Origin of the sequence: Microcoleus sp. S28C3 (genome assembly GCF_036700785.1) — a bacterium.
GTDB classification, from domain to species: domain Bacteria; phylum Cyanobacteriota; class Cyanobacteriia; order Cyanobacteriales; family Microcoleaceae; genus Microcoleus; species Microcoleus asticus.
Genome location: NZ_JAUBPO010000003.1, coordinates 60,745 through 80,821 on the forward strand (window position 1 = coordinate 60,745; position 20,077 = coordinate 80,821).

A 20,077-nucleotide genomic window follows, 5' to 3' on the forward strand; every position below is an offset into this window, starting at 1 on the left:
ACCAAATCCGAGGTCAGTATATCCGTTCTCGCTCAAAACTTCAACTGTTTTTAATATATCGACATAATCTTAATATTCGTGCCGATCGACAAAAGTGTAGGGGTTGTGGTATTGTGGGCCGGAACTTGCGGCAAAAGCAAAGCTTTGGGAATTGTGGAAGCCCGCCGGACGGGGATGGGGGGCAATTTTGGTTCGTGAAAGCCCAAGGCCTTCCACATAGCTGCCTTCTATCAAAGCAAAGACACCTGAAATTTAGAAGTCTCCGATCTGTAATCGGCAGCAGATCATTTGTAATTTACTGAGAATTCCGTTAGATATCTTAATGTGGCGCTCATGTTAATGCCAGCCAGTTCAGAATTTGTCAAGCTTTGCCGATCGCAGGTGGCGATCGCCGTCAGTTTGGGCGCGACATTCAGCGCGGTATACCTGACACAAGAGCTGGTAGAAGGCAGTGAGGCCAAGTTGGTGCCGATCGCGCTTTACCCAGAAACCTCAGTCGAATCGGAAGAAAATCAGGGGTTGAGGCTGCAATCTTCCGAAACTTCGACAGTGAAACCCGTGCCGCGGCTGCTGGCGCCGCCAGTTCTTCCACAGGAAGAATCAACGGTGGGGGCGATCGCACCCGAACCGCTTCCGGGTAATGAGCGCAGTTCCAATCAGTGCCAAGGCCCGGAGAATTTGTGGCAGCAGCGGATGCAAATAGTGACACCTCTGATACACGAGGGAACTGTAATGGGACTCCTGGTGTGCGGTCGGCAAGACAGGCCTTGGAACGAGCGAGAGGAGGCTCAGATGCAACAAATTTCCCGCACCTTAGCCCTAGCCTGCATTTTAGACCAGCGATCGCAGTGGATGCAGCAGGAATTGGGTTCGGCTCGGCAAATTCAAGCTCAGGTTTACGACACGATGCACAATTTACTGCACCAGTTCAAAAGTCCGCTGACAGCGTTGCGAACTTTTGGCAAGCTGTTAGCGCGGCGGCTGGTACCGGAAGACAAAAACCGCAATGTGGCTTTTAGTATTGTCCGAGAGAGCGAGCGCCTACAAGAGTTGCTGGGCCAGTTCGATCGAACCGTTGACACGGGCGAAGCACATCTAAAACTGCCATCGGGTACTTTAGAAAAAGCAATGTCCAATGTCGAATCAATCCGGCATTCTCCTCTGTCGCTGTCACCTGCTGTCAATTTGGAGGAATCCTGTTTTGTGGCAGAAGTCTTAAAACCGCTGTTAATTTCCGCCGAGGCGATCGCATCTGAAAGGCATCTGAAATTGCTAGCCGACATTCCGGCGGATTTGCCACCAGTCTCAGCGAACGATCGAGCTTTGCGCGAAGTTTTGAGCAATTTAATTGACAATGCTTTGAAATATACCCCCGTCGGCCGCCAAATTTATATTAAAGTAAGGTACACAGCAGCGGAGGGCGATCGGGCAGGATACAGCCAATTGCCTGCGATAGCAGTTGCAGTCAGCGACACAGGTTCTGGCATTCCTCCCCAGGATTTAGAACATTTATTTGAGCGGCACTACCGAGGAGAAAAAGCGCAGACAGAAATTCCCGGCACAGGATTAGGTTTGGCGATCGCCCGCGATTTAGTCCGCCAAATGCAAGGAGAAATAGAAGTATTTTCCCCAGTCAATCCTGAATGGCTGCCATCTGCGGCAGCTCCTTTATTATATCCAACGGATCGCGGCACTACATTTGTGGTTTGGCTGCCGGTGAATAAGTAACGAACCCCCATTGCTTGGAGATATTATTTATGAAGCATCTGCCTTTATTCAATCAAATTCCCAGCTTGTCAAAGTCTTTAAAAGCTTTCCAAAAACAGTTTTTTAGCGTACCATTTTTAGTTGCTTTAAACACTCTGACTGTGCTGATTTTGGGTGGGCTGAGCGTATACGCCAAACTCAACAACCAGGGAGACGGAGTTGAACGCCTGTTTAGCGATCCTTTTAATTTCTGGTTCCCTTACGAAGGCATTCTAACCGGAGTTTCCGAAGTCCTCGCGTGCATACCAGTAGCAATTTCTGCATTTACTTTCGGAGTGTTGCGCCAGAAAAATCCGCGCAGTCGATCGGCGATATTCTTATTTTTTAGTGCTTTACTGCTGGGAGTCTTTTACGTGGATGACAGGTTTCGGATGACTTTGATTATTTCTGAGTTTGGAATCTCTAAAAAATTAATTTATTTATGTTATGGTAGTGCTGTTTCCCTTTACGGACTTAAGTTTTGGCGATACATCAAAACCACTCCTTACCTGCCATTAGTCGCAGCATTTCTCTTGTTTGCTATCTCCAGGTTTGAGGATATTTTAAACTTGCCAAGCCAAGGAGTACACGCGATGTTAGAAGACGGCACTAAATTATTAGCTCTTGTGAATTTAGCCCTGTATTTTTGGCACGTATGTCATCAAGAAGTTTGGCGACATTTGCAGCAGAGGGAAGAGCGTTGAGCGCGTCGATGATATTACAAAAAAAGGCGTTGGTGAATTATGGTATCACTAAGCAACACTGGCGACTGCATCGAACCCAAATAATGTCTTTAATTTTGATATGGAATTGGAATATCTGCAAATTTAAGATAGTGAATTAATAATCGAAGGGAATGTCTGAGCAACTTGCTGCGTGATGCCAGAATAACAAAGAGTTTTTAGTTTCAAACAAGGTAAATAATATCTTAATCTTGTATTTTCGCCCTCAACTCTTGTCCTATAGGTTTTGCAGTGGGATTTGAGCTTCATCGGCAATAAAACTAGGATAAACTTTCCAGGCATCGGTCACAAGAAAATAGCATTTCTATTTATTAACAAGAGTACCAATTGGTTCAAAGTATAGCCACTATGAGCGCCTAATACCTATCCTAAACCACCTGGTTTAAAGTGGTCTACTACTGTTCATAACCAGATCAAACATTTATTTTTTTAGCCGACAAAAGTTTCTCATTCATTCCATTCACCCGCTTGTGGATTTGTCTCTGTGTGCTCAAAATCTGGGAAGAGTTTTCCTACTTGTTTGAGCCAATTAATTATTGTCGCATGATGCACCTTTTTGACTCTCTCAATTGATTAAAAATCTATACCATTGGTCTACATTTGAGAGATTAACATTTAACATTTTTAGAGTAACCTTTAGAGGTTGAGAGCAATCTATAAATTGTCTGCCACAACCGACACAAATATAATTCTGTTTACCTTTTTTATGACCATTTTTATTAACATGAGTTGACTGATATTCAGGACATTCCATAAGCTCTGCGTTTTTTGAAGTGTTATTTTGTGACGATCGCACTATAGCAAAACCATTTAATTTGTAAACAATGGGTTCAATCATCACAAACGTTTCAGGTCGTTCTACATTCACGACTCCAATAGACTTGCTATAGCAAAACCATTTGAGATGTAAACAATAGATTCAATCATCACAAGCGTTTCAGGTTGTTGTACATTCACGACTCAAATAGACTTGCTATATATAACTATATCATACGCTAATTCAGCAACGCCCTAATTGATGTATCATCGGGTTCATAGGCTTTAACTATTTTTTTACGAAACTCACTCGAATAAAGTTTAATTTTTTCTGCTGATCTACTGAATGCCGTGTGCTATTTATACATGGAATCTGCTGTATTTTTACGGCACAGTTGGTAATGCCTCGGAAGAGATTGTTAAAAAATATATTGAAAACCAACACAATTAAGTTAGAAGAATGTCGCTAAAGCCGCAGCGCCTATCCCCACCCCTAAAGCGGTGGGCGTGCTGCGCGAAAAAAGTCTGTCATAATTCAGATTAATTAGCAATTAGCAATTACCCTGTTTTCATGCAACGGAAAAGCGCTATACCATCAATTCAACCAGATGAGTTCTCTAAGGCATAGCTACGGCGACATTGGTTGCTATACAGGTAGTAGGCATCTCAATAATAAACTGCGTTCCGTGCTCAGGCGTAGAAAAACACTGCAATTGACCGCAGTGTTTTTCTAGCAGAATTTTTTTGCTGATTGACAATCCCATCCCTGTACCTTTTCCGATTGGCTTAGTAGTAAAAAAGGGAGTGAAAAGTTTTAAACGAACTTTCTCAGTCATGCCAACACCATTATCAGCAATTGTTACCCGAATGCCTGAACCAGAGCTAATGTTGTCCCCATCATGCGAATTGCCCGGTACAACTTCAGTACGAATCAAAATTTCGGGATGGAAAACTGCACCATCTCTACTTACCCGCTCTTCTAAAGCATCTATAGCATTCGCTAAAAGGTTCATAAACACCTGATTGAGCTGACCTGCATAACACTTCACAAGCGGCAATGGACCATAGTCTTTAACCACATCAATAGCAGGGCGATCAGACCTAGCTTTTAGTCGGTGCTGTAAGATCATCAAACTGCTATTAATACCTTCGTGGATATCTACTGACTTGATTTCAGTTTCATCCACCCGCGAGAAATTGCGTAGAGACTGCACAATCATACGAATGCGGTCAATGCCTAACTGCATGGAAGAAAGCAATTTTGGCAAATCGTCCATGATAAATGACAACTCTCCATGTTCTATTGCCTGGATAATTTCTGCTTCTGGTTGTGGGTAATGCTGTTGGTAGAGATTCAACACATAGATGAGTTCTTTAATATAATCTTTAGCATAGGAGATATTGCCGTAAATAAAGTTAACCGGATTGTTAATTTCATGAGCTACACCTGCGACTAATTGACCGAGACTAGACATTTTTTCACTTTGAACTAGCTGGAGTTGTGTTTCTTGCAGCTCTTTGACAAAATGCTCTAAGGCAAGAGCTTTTTGGTGTTCTTTTTCTTCACTGATACGAAGTGCTTTCTCTACTTGTTCGCGCCGTTCTATTTCTGACTGCAATTTATGACCCAGACAAAAACTTCTCAAAGCTGTTAGCACTGTAGTATATAGCTTTGAGCTCGTTAATTCAGTTTTAGTTTTATAGTCATTAATATCGTAATTGATAATAATACTTTTTTCTGGTACTTGGCCGGGTTGACCCGTGCGTAAAATAATTCGCACTAACTGATTGCCTAACACTTCGCGGACATATTTCACAAACTCTAAGCCAGCATCATCCGTTTCCATGATTACATCAAGCAGGATGATAGCGACATCAGGATGTTCTTGGATTAACTGTTTAGCTTCCTTAGCGGAATAAGCACTAAAAATTTTTAAAGGTTTATTTTCATAAACAAACTTTCTTAAGGCAATATCCGTAGCTGTGTGAACTTGAGCCTCATCATCGACAATCAAAATTTTCCAGCTTTCAGTCGGGGACTCTTCAGATACTTCATCGGCAAAAAATAACTCCTCATCTGAGTTAACTTCTTCCGCAAATAAGACTTCTTCAGATGAGTTTTCACTTACAAAGCCGTAAATATTCTTGTCCATTGCTGCTCACCTTTCTGCGTTACTGATGTTTTAATTTAGGAAACTACGGTGTTGAATCAATTTGGACGGGTAGCTTAATAATAAATTTTGTGCCGACCCCGACCTCACTTTTACATTCTATTTCACCCAGAAGTTTTTGGGTAACTAAATTGTAGACAATATGCAATCCCAACCCGCTACCACCCTGACCGCGTTTGGTAGTAAAGAAGGGCTCGAAAATTTTACTCAAATTTTCTGAGGGAATGCCTTGACCATCATCGGAATATTCAAATCTAAGTCGATCGCCCTCTTGCTGCCAATCAAAAGCCAGCTTTCCAGTACCGCCCGGTTCGTAAGCGTGAATCAGAGAGTTCATCAGCAAATTTGTGACAACTTGGGATAATGCACCTGGATAAGAATCTAGGGCCATTTTGGTGTCTCCCTTAATTTCGATCGAATGTTTGCTATTTCTCAATTTTGGTTTTAATTGGATTAAAATTTCCTCAAGATAATCTCTTACCAAGAAAGTTCGTCGTTCTTCGCTCGATCGATCGACTGCCACTTCTTTAAAGCTCTGAATCAATGCTGCTGCCTGATTTAGATTAGTTAGAAGGGTGTTGCTGCTTTGGGTGGCTATATCCAAAAATTCTTCTAGTTCGGATCGCTTCATTTTGCCACTCTTATAAGTAGAAGCAAATTCTGTGGTATGTTCTGCCAAAGCTGACGCAACGGTGACACCAACTCCGATGGGAGTATTAATTTCGTGGGCGACGCCTGCAACTAATCCTCCCAGCGAGGCCATTTTTTCAGATTCCACTAGCTTACTTTGAGTCGCTTTTAAAGCATCCAGCGTGTTGGATAATTCGTGGGTGCGATCGCACACTAATTGCTCTAAGTTTTGATTGAACTCCTGCAAGTTATTGTAGAGTTGGGCATTTTCAATGGAAATGGCTATTTGGGCTGATAACAATTTTAACAGTTCTAGCCTATCTGTAGTAAAAGCTCCTTCTGTCAAGTTATTTTCTAGGTAAAGAATGCCTGTCAGTTTGCCTTGGTGCAGCAGAGGAGTGCAGAGAATTGATTTCGGTTGAGTGGCTGCAATATAAGGATCGCGGGTAAATTGTCCCTCTTGGGTGGCGTTATTTAAAACCACGTTTTCCTGGGTGCGGATGACGTAGTGGGCGATCGCACTTGCCAGTTTTGGCGTTTCCCCAGAAGCAGCTTCTGCATTGAGGGGAAGCGATCGCAGCACGCTAACTTCATCTTTCTTAACGGAACCTTCAGCCTCAATCGCCCAGTTTCCCCCTTTTTCTAAAATTAAAAATCCTTTTTCAGCACCTGCATTTTCGATCGCAATCTTCATCAACCTTTCCAGCAACTTACTCAAAACAATTTCACCTGAAATCGCTTGAGAAGCTTTCATTACTGTGGCTAAATCTAGCGTATCTCCCAAATTAGTGCTAGTGGTAGTAGGCGCATTGGTTGTTGTGTTAACGTTCGTTTGAATTGTGGTTTTGGCTGAGGTTATAGCTAGGAATTGGGGGTATTTTTCTTCTAAATATTTAACTTTAGCTATAGCGCCCCAAGCTTGGTAGCTATAATGAGCGTTTTGCATATAAACTTGGGCGATCGTGTCTTTGCCCCATGACAAGTAAAATTTTGCTGCCAGTTCGTGAGCGAGTGCTTCTTCGTTGATGTATTCGTTTTCTTTAGCCAGAGCGATCGCTTTCTCGTACATTTCCATTGCCTCGATTTTTTCCCCTAAAACCCGATACCGTTCTGCCTCTACTAGATAGAATTTGTGCAAATAATTCATTGGGGCATGATGCGCCCATTTCTGCATTTTCTCTTGATTAGCTTGTACTCTGTCAAGAATGCCCTGTTGCTCTGACTGTGGAGTATCAGAATACACGGCCAACCGCATCAAAGAATCGTAAAAATGGAAGATAGGAATAACTGGCAATCCTACCATTGCATCTAAATACTTCTCTGCTATAGCAGTATTTTCAATGCCTTCGGAGTAATTTTCAAACAAATAACAAAGGTAAATTTTGTTCAAATATATGTATGCAACTGCCGATTTGTCCTTTGCCTGCTGGTATAATGGCAACTTCAGCTCCTCATCACAGGCTTCACCCTTCAGAATGCAAGATTTTTCGCTTTTTCCCAACAAATTTAATATAGCTTGCCAATTGATTTCTATATAATTAAGCGCTATTTCTTGCTTGACATTATAAATAGCATCTCTGTTAATTGCTATTCCTCTGTCCAGCACAGTCAGTTCTTTGCCACTATAGTAAGCTGCACAGGAGGAATGTATTAGACTAAAGCCTGCATATTCTAAATCTCCTGTCTCTATTCCGCTAGAGTAAGCAGACACTAAAGGCTCGCAGGTTTCTCTCAGATGCTCTTTCCAATGTCGAGTAAATATATTTACAATGACAACTGTCTTGGCTTTGATTTCTTGAGCATTCAACTTTGACAAGAGACTTAAAGCTAATTGACCGAACTGATAACCCGAATCAATATCCTCCACAATTCCACAAAGAAGAAAACCATAATTGGCATAAGCAAAGGGAGAAACAGAAGCATTACCATATTGGACGGATAAATCTACTTGTTTGCACACCGTCAAGAGCAACAGTTGTGGAGCAGCAATGTATGCAGGAGCAAAGATACTTGATATAAGTCTCATAGCTGCTAGTTTATAGGGATCTGTCATTTGAGGCAGGTCACTTAAATCCTCAATTCGCTTCCCCTTCAAAATTGCCGCCGTTTCCCCCAGTGCTTGCCCAATATCTGACGGGTTTGGCTGAGAGGGAAACTCCACCCCTAACAGCTTTAAAACTTCTAACGCTGTATTAACGGCTTCTAGTAGCTTTTTCTGCGACACGGAAGCTTGAATCTGGACTTCATAGACTTTTATTTTTTCCAATAGGTTTTTGGCACAGTTTTGCACGACCTCAGCTAATTTCTGCATCCGGTCAAAGTCACCACTCAGAAATGCTGCCTCTGCTGCTTCGGTATGTAGTGCTAATGTCAGTTCGTAATGATGAGTCCAGCTAGAATTTGCTAGCAGTCCCAAACCTGCTTGCAAATATTGGGTAGCCGCAGCATGAGCCGTTGCTGCTTTAGCTTTTTGACCTGCGGTTAAATTAAGTTTTGCAATTTCAGTTCGTTCGGATTCATCACTAATGAGTTCAATTCCTAAATTCAAATGATCGACGATCGCAAATATCTCTTCCGCTCGTTTCTCTGGCGAGGTATTTTGCCACAGCAGCCGACCTATTTGCAAATGAACTGTTTTTTTAGAAGTTTCCTCAATCAGAGCATAAGCTGCTTGTTGGACGCGATCGTGCAAAAACTTATAAGTAGTAATGACCAGATGAGATTTAACGATTTCTTCTTCTGTTACGCCGAGTTCAGAAGTGGCTAAAATTAATCCATCTTGGATGGCTGGCAATAGCTGTTGAAAGGTTTCAGCGGTAGATTTTTCGTTGACAATCGAGAGAGTATTTAAGTCAAAACTATTGCCCACACAAGCGGCTAACCGTAAAACCTGCTGAGTGGAAGCTGGCATTTTTCTCAATTTACCGACCATCAACTCAACGACGTTATCGGTAATCCCTACGGCTTCAATTTCTGAAATATTCCAATCCCAGTTTCTTTGCTCAGAATTAAAAAGCAGGAGGTTTTCTTCATAGAGAGTTCTGAGAAACTGATTGACAAAAAAAGGATTGCCTTGAGTTTTACCGACGACTAACTCAGCTAGGAGGATGACTGAGCCTCTATCCCTCCGCACAGTATCAGCTATCAAGTTAGTAATATGTTCGATATCTAAGGGAGTTAAGGTAATGTGGTTAATAGTCGCGCCTTGATTTTGCAGCGCCTCCAGAGTCATGATTAAGGGATGCGTCTGGCTCACTTCGTTATCTCGATAAGCACCCATTAGAAATAAGTATTTTGTTTCTTCATCTGCCATCATTACTTGCAGCAGTTTCAGAGTAGCAGAGTCAGCCCATTGCAAATCGTCTAGAAAAATGACTAAGGGATGCTCGACTGAACAAAACACCCGGATAAATTTTTGAAATACTAAATTAAAACGATTTTGCGCTTCCGTAGCACCTAACTCTTGGACGGGTGGCTGTTTGCCAACAATGAATTCTACGTCGGGAATGACATCTATAATGATTTGACCGTTATCACCAAACGCCGCTAAAAGTTTTTCTTTCCAGGCGCCCAGTTGCGTTTCGCTTTCAGTTAAGAGTTGCTTGACTAAGTACCCAAAAGCTTTAACAATAGCTGAGTAAGGAATATTGCGTTGAAATTGGTCGAATTTCCCGGCAATAAAATAACCGCTTGCCTTAGTAATCGGTTTATAAACTTCTTGCACTAAGGCTGATTTACCAATGCCTGAGTAACCAGACACTAACATAATTTCTGTTGTGCCATTGCTGACGCGCTGGAAGGCTGCTAATAAGGTTTCTATTTCGCGTTCTCTACCATAGAGTTTTTGGGGGATTTGAAACTTATCTGCAATATCTTTTTGGGCGATCGCAAAATCTGCAATACTTCCCTTAGTTTGTAATTGTTGCAGGCATTCTTCTAAATCGGCGATAATTCCCCAAGCACTTTGGTATCTGGCTTCAGCAGTTTTTGCTAACAGTTTCATTACAATATCAGAAACCGCTTTAGGAATTTCTGCATTGATTTCATGGGGCGGTACTGCTTGTTTAGCAATATGACAGTGGACTAATTCCATTGCATCGTTGTAATCGCATGGCAGTTGCCCCGTTAGCAGTTCGTAAAAAGTGACTCCTAACGAGTAAAAATCTGTGCGGTAGTCGATCGCTCTGTTCATTCTGCCTGTTTGTTCCGGCGATATATAGCTCAGAGTGCCTTCTAAAACATTAGGATTTTTTAGGGTAGGATTCTCACGCGATAAGACAGTAGAGATGCCAAAATCTATGATTTGGACTAGCCCTGTTGTTGAGTTAATAATAATATTGCTGGGGTTGATATCTTTATGAATAATGTTATGTTGATGGATTTCGCCTAAAGCCTTGGTTATTTTGATAGCTGTTAACAAAAACTCTTGTAAGGTAAGTTTTTGAGAAGCCAACCCCTGCTTTAGTGATTGTCCACCACAATCCTCGAAAATAATAACCAAACTGTTCTGGTATCTTTCTAAGCTGTAGGTTTTAGGCACACTGTCTAGGTTAAGATTGCGTGTAATTTCGTATTCCTGCTTGTATCTGACTAACGAAGCTGGCATCGGATAATCTTGCTTGAGGAATTTGAGAATGACTGGTTGGTTATCTTGCTTTCTCAGTCCTCGGTAAACTAAAGAATTGTTACTTTCATGAATTTGGTTGGTAATTTCGTAGCCGGCTAAGTTAATCATCCTTGCAGCCTCTTTTAATAATTAATACACATTTTTTTTAGCAATTCTCAATTTGTAAGTAGATGTATCCTCTAATATAAAGACTAGCCTGCACTTTAAGCAAAATAATAATTTTTAACTAAAAATTATTATTTTTTACATTTCTTCAAAAAAGTACAAATAAATATTTAGGTTAGGAGTCCGATCGCTCCACAGCTTCCTCCAAAAGCAGGCAGAACAGAGTGAAGGGCGATCGCCGTTAGTCTTCATAGGAGATTTGGGCGTTGCATAATTAGAGTATAAATAGGGGGAATACACCCTGCAATGAAAGCGAGTGCAAATCAACCCATAGCCCTAGGAAAGGTAAGAAAAAAGGAAAACATAACTACATTTGTGTTAAATGCGATCGTCAATCGATCGCTGATGATGAGTCCCAAGTCGGTGATCTCGATGAATTACAGACTTATGTGAAAAAACATACACAAAATCTGGCTGTGGACAGCCATTGACCACTTTTAGTCAGGAGTTTGAGGATGCGTATTAGGCGATCGTAGTTTCGAGACATTTGATAGCATTTCCGGTTGCATCGGAAACGATATAAGTCCTAAATACATTACCTAAAATTTCAGGATATTCCCATTCCTGCATTATTCATACCTTGATTCAGCAAAGCCCCTTTTTCCTTCTTCCTTCAACATCCCCATTACCAAGGATTGCCAATCATTGTGAAGGCGGCCCAATAATAAGGATGCGAAAGCACTCGATCGCCCCGCGACGCAATTTCCGGAGGCAAAGTTAGACTCATAGAAAGCCCTTCGACTCGCAGCATCCCGTCTTGAATCCGCACGCGCCCCTGCAGCATCTCCAATTGCGCGCGCCGCAAAGCCTCGGCTTTAATCATCAAATTGCCCTCACCTCTCGGCATCCGCAACTGGCGGTAAAACCCAGTCATCAGCCCCAAAGTCCCCTCATCGCTGACTTCCCACAAACTCGCCAAAGCGGATCTAGCACCGCTAGCTACCGCCAAACCCGCAAACCCCAACTCCGCCTCTTCGTCGCCCAAAGCCGTACTGCACGCGCTTAAAACTAACAGATTCACCGGCGGTTCATTCCACCGCAACTGCCGCATTTGATCGATGCGCAATTTAGTATCCCACAACTGAATGTAAGAATTTTTCGGTTCCCCGGGCTGGAATTCGCTGTGAGTTGCTAAATGAATGATTCCAAAAGGCCTATTTGCCCGCTGAGCTTGCAAATTCGCGAGAGTAAAATCTTGATTCAAAAATGATTTTCCCCGATCGGGCGGCGCGATCGACTCTAACTCCGTCGGTACCGCTGGTAATGGCGCTTTATCTTCAAATACCGACGCCCCCATTGCCAAAATTTCATCATCCGCAATATTGTCGTAGCGAATATCAGTCAAACTCAGACTCGGCATCACGCTAAGACTGTATTTCTCAACTAAAAATTGTTTGCCATCATGAAGAGCAGCAAAGGGCACACTCCGCAAACCTGCTGCCGGAATTACAATTAAATTGTCAATATTTAAAGCAGCCAATTCTGCGGCCATTGGCGCAATTAACCAGCGATAAAGTTTTTGAGCAGAATCCAAATAACTAATGCTGCTTCTTCTTCTGGGATTAGTTATTTCCGTTTGCAGGGCGTCAGCCAATTGCAACACCTGCCACCGCGTTGTCGCCGGAACTAAAACGCGCATCCGTTGAGCGTTAGCTGTGACTAACACTAATTCTAAATGCTCCCCGCTAGGAACATCGGAAATTTCTGTTCCCTGCGGCGCCAACCTCTGGGCTAACTTATCTTCTAAGGGGCGAGGGTGCCCGGAGGTGAGGTTTTTCCTCACAGGTAATAGATTAGATAAATCCCGGCTTGCCACCAGTACCGAAGCATTTTCTTTTGCTGCTGCATCCGATCGGCTTACCCAATTCATATAAAGAATAGCAGATTTTACCCCGGTAATTTGTTCGTTTTTGCGAAGAGTTTCGTAAATTACCGCTATATTAGTAATCGGCTTTCTTGCAGGCAACTCCAGATATTTTTCGTACTCGCGACTAAAGATTTGATCGAATTCTAAAACTCTCGAACCTCCCGTATCTACTCTGCCAGAAGGAGCGAAAATATTCGGGATAATTGGAAAATTTTTGTTTTGATTTTGCGATCGCAATTCTACTTGCAAAGATGCAGGAAGTGACAGTGCCGGCTCGGGAGTTACGGTCACTAGAGGCTGTTCGAGAATTGGTTCGGGAATTGGTTCGGGAATTGGTTCGGGAATTGGTTCGGGAATTGGTTCGGGGATTGGTGCAGGAGCAGAGGGCGCGCCCGGTGTAATTAGGGAAATCTGATTTGGTAAACTTCCCTGGGTGTAAGTTTGCCCAAAAGCAAGACTGGGCAAAATGGCATTTCCCGCGCCAGCATTAATGCTTCCCGTGGTTCCATTGTCGATCGCGCCGCCAACTACAAACGGTCGATCGATACCGCCTCCGTGGCGAATTTCGATCGCCCCCGCCCCCGCACCTCCGGCAGTAGAAATACTGGAAATATTGCCCGATATATCATTGAAAACACTGTTCGAGCGAAACAAACCGACGGTTGTCACATCAACGCTGCCGCCAGTGCCACCCGGGCCACCTTGAGCGTTGACAAAACCCAACTGAATGTTACCAGTCGCGCTCAGGGAAACGCCCCCGCCGTTGCCGTTTGAAGTGCTGCTGGAGTTGAGATCGAGAGCCGAAATGCCCGCTTTCGAGGTGACAGCAATATTTCCGCCGATCGCCCCCGAAGCGTTCAAAGCTCCCGCAGTTAAAGAGCCGGCATTGGTTTGGAGAGCGATCGCGCCTCCAGTTCCCGACACTGACGACGAGTCGATCGCGCCTGCAGCAATCGCATTTCCCTCAACCCGAATGCTCCCACCGTTCGAGGTAATATTGCCAGTCCGAACCTTGCGACTTGCTTGCAGGTTCACGCTGCCGCCATCCGTCCTTAAATTACCCTCTAAGAGGACTTTTCCTGCCTTGATATCGGCTCCCAAAGCGGCAGTGCTGTCCCCCCCGAAGGTAGCAGACTCTCGGGCGTTAACGCTCAAACTGCGCGCTGCAATTGTGGAAGCCGCCGCCACGCTAGCAGCGTCAGCCGAGAGCCGGCCCAACCTCTGAGTTTGACCGACTCTGCCCTCAAAAGTAATGTTCTCGCCAGCGCGCAGCGTCAAATTATTAGCTCGGCCCGGGGTGCTGTCGAGGGTATTGGCAAAAGCGATATTGCCGGTAGTCGCGGCTAGGGCGGCGCTGCGATTGACTGTGACGGCACTGTTGAAAGTCATGTCGCCAGATGTCGCAATATTGCCCGAAACCTCGGTACTGCCGGCGTTGACAGTCAAACTCGCCAGCGGTGCAGCTTGACCGACTGTACCGCCGAACAGCACTCGCTGAGCGTCGAGTCTCAGGGCGCGATCTCCGTCTAAGCTACCGGAGAACAGAATGTTGCCCCTAGCTTCCGCGCTCAAAGCCACGTCAGCATTGAGGGAGGCGTTTCCTGTAAAAGTGAGATCGCCGCCGGATGTCGCAATGTTGGCGCTGAGATCGGTTTGGGGCGCGTCGAGTGTCAAGCTAGCGCTGCCGCTTGTGCTCAAGGGATTGTCGATCGCGATCGAGCTGCCTTGAAGTGTCAGCGGGCTGTTGAAGGTAATGGGTGCGACGATCGCGATCGACTCGCTGCTACCGTTTTCGCGCCCGATCGCGATCGAACCAAAATCCCCTGCCAAAGCGCCGAGATCCGTTGCCGTCAAGTCCAAAATGCCCAAAATATCGCCGGTGCCACCGATCCGAATTGCTCGGCTATCGTTGGGCTGCAAGCGAATTGTTCCCCCCGCACTGCTTACCGAATTGCTGCCGCCTCTCAAGTCAATGCCGTTAGCAGTGAGAGCGATATTGCCGCTGTTGGCATTAAGCCCGCCAACAGAGAGGCTGCTGGCGAAAATGTTGATGTTGCCACCTTGAGTCTCGATTAAGTCCTTGGGGTCATTGACAACAAACACTCCGCCCGATCTAAATGTTACTGTGTCGCCCGTTCTCGCTTGCAGGGAAAGTTTGTTATCGGGCAAGTTTTGGAGGGTGATGTAGCCGGGGGTATCTATAACCACGTTGCTGCCGGCCGTCATCTGTTCCAACTGCACTTCTGGGATGTATGTTTCATTGGGTGCTGGTGCCGGTTGGAGTTCCCCGCCAGTCGTTCGCGCGTTGCTGTCGCCGTTACCGCTGACGATCGTAATATTTGCCGGATCGAGCCACAAATTGCCGATCGCACCGTTAGTCGCGCGGGTATCGACCTCTCCTTGGAAAGTTAAAGCATTTTTGCCGGAAACTTCTACTCTGCCGCCGTTACCTGCGGCAGTGCCCCCGCGAGCAGTAATATTGCCCAAGAAGCGAGTGATATTGTCTGACCAAATTACCGCTGTTCCGCCATTGCCGCGGTCGATCGCGTTTGCTGCGATCGTAGAATCAGGACTAACATAAGTTACCTGGGCATTTGGCACTGGTTCCATCCCCCGCCAACCGCCTCCGACGCGCACAGTACCTCCGCCGTCCGTCCCGGAAGCATCGATATTTGCACCGAACAGTCCGACTTTTTCGCCTAAAATATTGACTGTGCCGCCAGCATTCCCTGAAGGGGCGAATACATTGACAGAACCCGAGACGATCGCACTTCCCCCATTTATCGGCACTGTTTGGCCGCCAGTCAATACCAATTGACCTTGTTCGTTAGTCGTTAAACCTGTGGCTGATGCTACGCCGGGGCCCGTCAGCAACTGAGGCAAAGCTTGTGGGGCGATCGCAGATGTTTCGGACTGCAAAGACGGAGTAATTTCTAAACTCAATAAATTGCCGAGTTGACCGATGCGGACTGCATTTTTTCCCGGAACAGCAGCCACAGTAATTTGACCGCTGGGAGCGGATAATTGTCCTGTATTAATAACGGTGCCACCGAGCAAAGTTAAACTTTGCCCGCTGCCAACTGCCAAGTTTCCCGCATTGACAATTGCACCGACTTGTGAGTTATTAAAATTAAATTGATTGGGATTTCCCAGTAAAGCTTTGTAATCATTACTTCCGGTGGCATTAAACCAGCGGTCGCCGAAACCAATACCAGTAGCAGTTGTCGCGAAAAAAGACCCCGGCACGTTTAATCTAGCATTTTGACCGAAGACAATTCCCGCCGGATTCATTAAGAATAAATTAGAGTTGCCGCCGGTGACAGAAATCAGACCGTTAATGACGGAAGCATCGCCGCCGGAAATCCGCCCTAAAATATTTTGAATATTTGGATTAGTTAGAAAATTAGCAATTTGACCTTCGCTGAGATTAAATTGGCTGAAGCTGTGAAAAAGATTAGTCCCGTTTCCTGACAGTTGTCCGCCACTAATGTCTGTGCGGTTTTGCTCGGAGTTGACAACAGTATTAGTGCCGTCATTTGCCGGAACGACAGGTTGCGATCGCACTGCTAGCGGTAGCAGCCAAAAACCTAATGTCAAAATTATAGCCGAAGGAAAATAGGTCATTGGAGGAAGCCATTAGTCATTAGTCATTAATCATTAGTCATTAATCATTAGTCATTAGTCATTAGCCGGAAAGAAGAGGGAAGTTAGAAAAGCCAATTCCCGATTACCAATTTAAATCTATTGTAGTTTGGATTTTTTTTGAGCTGTAATGTTCCGCCGAAGTGCAAATAAACTTAAAAAGGTCGATCGAACGCTGCCACCGCCGGGGGTCGATCGACCTTGCAGGCACACGGCATCAGTCGATCGCACTCCAAAACCACCCCTTACCAGAATGTGGGAAATATAATGCAGATTTTATATTTATCTGCCGCCCGTGTCTTGACAAAATCCGCCCAGAGTCGTATGATTTCAGCACTGATTGAGTGGGACGGCAAAAACCCACAAAATAACTGGCTCCTCTAATGAAGTTAAAAACAAAATATTGATGCTTTTAGAGACCAATCATGCAAACTCCAACTTACTCATTTCTAACTGAACAAATAGTAGAGCAGATATTTTCGTCAGGCGAACTGACTCGGAATGACAGACAGCGAATTCAGTCAATGCTCTTAAATGAGTCGATCGGCGAAAATGAATTGAGATTAATTGAAAGAGTCATGGAAGGCGTAGTTAATGGAATGCTTGACGTGCTGAATTAGTTAAGAACTGGCGATCGCCTATCTAAATGTAGGGTGCAGCGCACCTTACCCTCATTTTAAATAAAATCGCAAATCGCAAGTCGCAAATTCTGTCACCGTTCTAAAAATCATCATCCGGCGCCTCATCCGAGATCTCATCGCGACGCACAAGTTCAGAAGGAGGTCTATCATTACTCCAAGCCCACCACACGTCCCCGCACTGGCAGCGGTAAAATTCTTGCCACTTGCGACGGTTGAACTCGGTGTATACTGGCGATCGGCGATTAATCCAGACCTCAGCCGCATCAGTGCAGCTAGCACCGCACTTGGGACAGCAAAACTCATTAGCGTGAACCGCCGTCGCAGTCCATTCAGGAGGATGTGGAGCAAAAGCTTCCATGTGTGAGAGTTTCTATCTAAACTGCTGGTAATTACGGCAAATCAAGGCTTGCTAAAGATCCGCAGACTTCGGAACGACCTAAGCAATGACATCAGTACGCTGTTGAGTGCGTAATTTATCTGCCCGTTATTTTTTTTAGCATTTGCCGTCAGATGAATAGTATAACTGATGTGGTGCAAACCGTCGATCGGCATTCTTAAGTATTTCAAGGACTAGGCTTATGTCAATCTACAATCTTATCTCGTTTCTGGGTATTTTTGGCTTGTGTGCGATCGCCTGGATTTTTTCCGAAAACCGACAGTCCAAGTATATACCTTGGCGCGTCATCATCTGGGGCATTGGACTGCAATTAGTCTTAGGATTTTTAGTATTCCTGTTCCCCCCAACTCGCATCGCTTTAGAGTGGTTTACTGGCTTGCTGGATGGAGTGTTCACCGCTGCTGACGCGGGAGCGAGATTTGTATTCGGGAGCAATGTTGTACCGATACCTGGTAAAGATCCATCAGTTAATTTAGGATATATTTTTGCCTTTCGAGCTTTACCGACAGTCATCTTTTTTTCGGGCCTCATGGCCTTGCTATACAACATCGGCGTGATTCAAATTATCACCGAACTTTTTGCCAAAATCTTTTATACGACAATGCGGTTGAGCGGCGCGGAAGCCCTCAGCGGCGCGGCAAATATTTTCGTAGGAATTGAAGCGGCAATTGTCGTCAAGCCTTATTTGCCAAAAATGACTCGTTCCGAACTTTGTGCAATTCTCTCTTGCTGTTTTGGGACGGCCGCTTCTTCAACTTTAGCAATTTACGTCAGTTTTCTCAAGCCAGTTTTTCCCAATATTTTAGGGCATTTAGTTTCAGCCTCAATTATCGCCATTCCCGCTTGTTTTGTTCTATCCAAAATCTTAGTCCCGGAAACAGGCGTGCCCCTGACAATGGGCGGCATTCCCAAGGAAGAACGGAAGCCTAAAGGTCGCGAGTTTGTGGGCGAAGAAATTTCCGAAATGGACGGCGAAGAATTCAAACAAGAGACTGTTGGGGGAGAACCCATCGAACGAGTCAGCCCTTTGGATGCAGCGATAATTGGTGCATTGGACGGTGTAAAAATGGCAGTGGCGATCGCCGCTGTTTTGATTTTAATCTTAGGCTTAGTTTCCTTAATCAATCAATTCTTTGGTTGGCTGGCAATTTTGCCCGGCCCAATTGGTGACTTGTTCAAAGTTGTCACCTTAGCCAACATTATGGGAGTCTTATTTTATCCTTTGACGCTATTAACAGGAGTTCCATTAGACGACTCTTGGCAAGCGTCAGTAATTATCGGTCGCAGGTTGTTAGAAACAGCCATTCCGCCCTATCAAAGTTTAGCAGAAGCGGGCGCAAAAGGACTGGTGAGCGCTCGTACAGTTTTAATTGTCAGTTACGCCCTTTCCGGCTTCGCCCACCTAGCCTCCGTCGGCATATTTGTCGGCGGCACGATCGCCCTAATTCCATCCCGCCGCAAAGACATTTCCGAACTCGGTTGGAAAGCATTATTTGTCGGCACATTAGCTACAATGATGATCGCTTGCATCGCCGGCACCTTCGACACCGGAGACGCCAGCATTTTAGGCGCTAAAACAGCCCCTGCTGCCCCGCTAACAGCCCCTGATTCTCCAAAATCATCGGCATCCCCAACCGCGAATTCAAAGCCGTCAGTTGCCCCAGCAATTGCCAGTCCGAAGCCTTCTGCTAATACCGAAAAAGCAGCTCCCAGAGCTCAAGAATCTCCTTCTCCCGCATCCAAGAAAAACCCTTAATATCTTCTATTGACTTGTCGGGGCTGGTTTGACAAACAATATTTAACTACCGTCAAAAATCTCCAGAAACCCGCCCCCACAGAAGCAATAACCTACATCAACTTTGATTTCGAGCGCATCAGCTCTTGGGTGAAGGCGGGTTTACGAGATTGTAGGTTTTAGACAATTATTGTCGGTAAAACCAGCCGCTACGAGACCCTGACCAATATTATTGTTTTTTATCTAGATGCAATTACCAGTTACTAATTACCCCAAAATTTATGAATCCCGAACCAGAAATTCGCCGCCTGTTAGATGTGATGCCCGCTTCCGGCCGCATGACGTGTAAAATTATTAATAAGCCACAACAATCAACGGTAATTGAATGCGATTTTCCTTTACCTTGGAATCAATCTCGCCCGATTTATATTAATTTTGATTTGTGGCGGCTGCTATCTAAGCCGCAGCGGGATTTACTGCTATTGCGGAATGTGAGTTTTGTATGCAATGTTAAGTGGTTTAAACCGGATATTTATCAAGGTGCGGCTCTGGCGGGACTTGTCGGGACTGTTGTAGAATTGTTGCAGGGAGATGCGATCGGCACTGCGATCGCGGGCGGTTTGACGGGACTCGCCATGACTCGAATTTGGCGCGACAACCGCAGTTCCCAAGTAGAGTTAGATGCTGACGAAGGGGCGATTAGAGTCGCGGGAAGGCGCGGTTACAACGAAGCGGAAGCGGCCGGACATTTGCTTGGGGCGATCGAGGCTGTGGCGCAAATTGAAGGGCGCAGTTTGGATTTTAATGAGTTGATTCGGTGTCAAAACTTAAAGGCAATATCGGGTATTTCGGCGGTGGGCGTACCCGATAGTGTCAGACAAGATTAGAAAATACTATTTCACAAACAATCCTGTGTTCCGCAGCCAAAGGACACAACACTGTTGTGTCCCTACTATC

At 44.9% G+C, this 20,077-nt stretch carries 12 protein-coding genes and 1 pseudogene; 7 read left to right on the top strand and 6 right to left on the bottom strand.

What is annotated here, in order from left to right; all coding sequences use genetic code 11:
* Positions 1-50: 50 nt before the first annotated feature.
* Positions 51-218, bottom strand: a complete 168-nt coding sequence (locus QUA13_RS01725; protein ID WP_333196144.1) for a hypothetical protein — start codon at positions 216-218, stop codon at positions 51-53.
* Between the two features lie 121 nt (positions 219-339).
* Between QUA13_RS01725 and QUA13_RS01730 the strand changes: the two genes are divergently transcribed.
* Together QUA13_RS01730 and QUA13_RS01735 are read left to right on the top strand one after the other, a co-directional pair.
* Entirely contained in the window at positions 340-1,728 is a 1,389-nt protein-coding gene (locus QUA13_RS01730) for an ATP-binding protein (RefSeq protein WP_333196145.1), read from the top strand.
* Between the two features lie 29 nt (positions 1,729-1,757).
* On the top strand, positions 1,758-2,450 hold the full coding sequence (locus QUA13_RS01735; RefSeq protein ID WP_333196146.1) for a hypothetical protein: 693 nt from the start codon (positions 1,758-1,760) through the stop codon (positions 2,448-2,450).
* A gap of 89 nt (positions 2,451-2,539) precedes the next feature.
* Here the strand turns inward: QUA13_RS01735 and QUA13_RS01740 are convergent.
* Positions 2,540-3,243 (bottom strand): annotated as a pseudogene (locus tag QUA13_RS01740) (IS1 family transposase).
* 348 nt (positions 3,244-3,591) lie between these two features.
* On the opposite strand from QUA13_RS01740, the gene QUA13_RS32650 reads away from it, so the two are divergent.
* Positions 3,592-3,696 carry a transposase gene (locus QUA13_RS32650; protein WP_445242666.1) on the top strand — a complete coding sequence of 35 codons (105 nt, stop codon included), beginning with the start codon at positions 3,592-3,594 and terminating at the stop codon, positions 3,694-3,696.
* A 166-nt stretch (positions 3,697-3,862) separates the two neighbouring features.
* On the opposite strand, the gene QUA13_RS01745 is transcribed toward QUA13_RS32650, so the two are convergent.
* The 3 genes from QUA13_RS01745 to QUA13_RS01760 form a co-directional block, all read right to left on the bottom strand.
* Positions 3,863-5,398 carry an ATP-binding protein gene (locus QUA13_RS01745; RefSeq protein WP_333196147.1) on the bottom strand — a complete coding sequence of 512 codons (1,536 nt, stop codon included), beginning with the start codon at positions 5,396-5,398 and terminating at the stop codon, positions 3,863-3,865.
* A gap of 43 nt (positions 5,399-5,441) precedes the next feature.
* Entirely contained in the window at positions 5,442-10,781 is a 5,340-nt protein-coding gene (locus QUA13_RS01750; protein WP_333196149.1) for an ATP-binding sensor histidine kinase, read from the bottom strand.
* Positions 10,782-11,463: 682 nt separating this feature from the next.
* Positions 11,464-16,329 (bottom strand): CHAT domain-containing protein, encoded by a 4,866-nt coding sequence (locus tag QUA13_RS01760; protein WP_333196151.1) that lies wholly within the window; start codon positions 16,327-16,329, stop codon positions 11,464-11,466.
* Between the two features lie 148 nt (positions 16,330-16,477).
* Between QUA13_RS01760 and QUA13_RS01765 the strand changes: the two genes are divergently transcribed.
* Both QUA13_RS01765 and QUA13_RS01770 read left to right on the top strand, forming a co-directional pair.
* Positions 16,478-16,615 carry a hypothetical protein gene (locus QUA13_RS01765; RefSeq protein ID WP_333196152.1) on the top strand — a complete coding sequence of 46 codons (138 nt, stop codon included), beginning with the start codon at positions 16,478-16,480 and terminating at the stop codon, positions 16,613-16,615.
* 157 nt (positions 16,616-16,772) lie between these two features.
* The gene (locus QUA13_RS01770; RefSeq protein WP_333196154.1) at positions 16,773-16,967 is read left to right on the top strand and encodes a hypothetical protein; all 195 of its coding nucleotides are present in this window, start codon (positions 16,773-16,775) and stop codon (positions 16,965-16,967) included.
* 100 nt (positions 16,968-17,067) lie between these two features.
* Here QUA13_RS01770 and QUA13_RS01775 read toward each other — a convergent pair whose 3' ends face one another.
* Positions 17,068-17,346, bottom strand: coding sequence for a hypothetical protein (locus QUA13_RS01775; RefSeq protein ID WP_172186708.1), 279 nt, complete (start codon positions 17,344-17,346; stop codon positions 17,068-17,070).
* Positions 17,347-17,566: 220 nt separating this feature from the next.
* On the opposite strand from QUA13_RS01775, the gene QUA13_RS01780 reads away from it, so the two are divergent.
* On the top strand, positions 17,567-19,141 hold the full coding sequence (locus QUA13_RS01780; RefSeq protein ID WP_333196156.1) for a nucleoside transporter C-terminal domain-containing protein: 1,575 nt from the start codon (positions 17,567-17,569) through the stop codon (positions 19,139-19,141).
* Positions 19,142-19,401: 260 nt separating this feature from the next.
* Positions 19,402-20,007, top strand: coding sequence for a DUF3318 domain-containing protein (locus tag QUA13_RS01785; RefSeq protein WP_333196158.1), 606 nt, complete (start codon positions 19,402-19,404; stop codon positions 20,005-20,007).
* Positions 20,008-20,077: the final 70 nt, after the last annotated feature.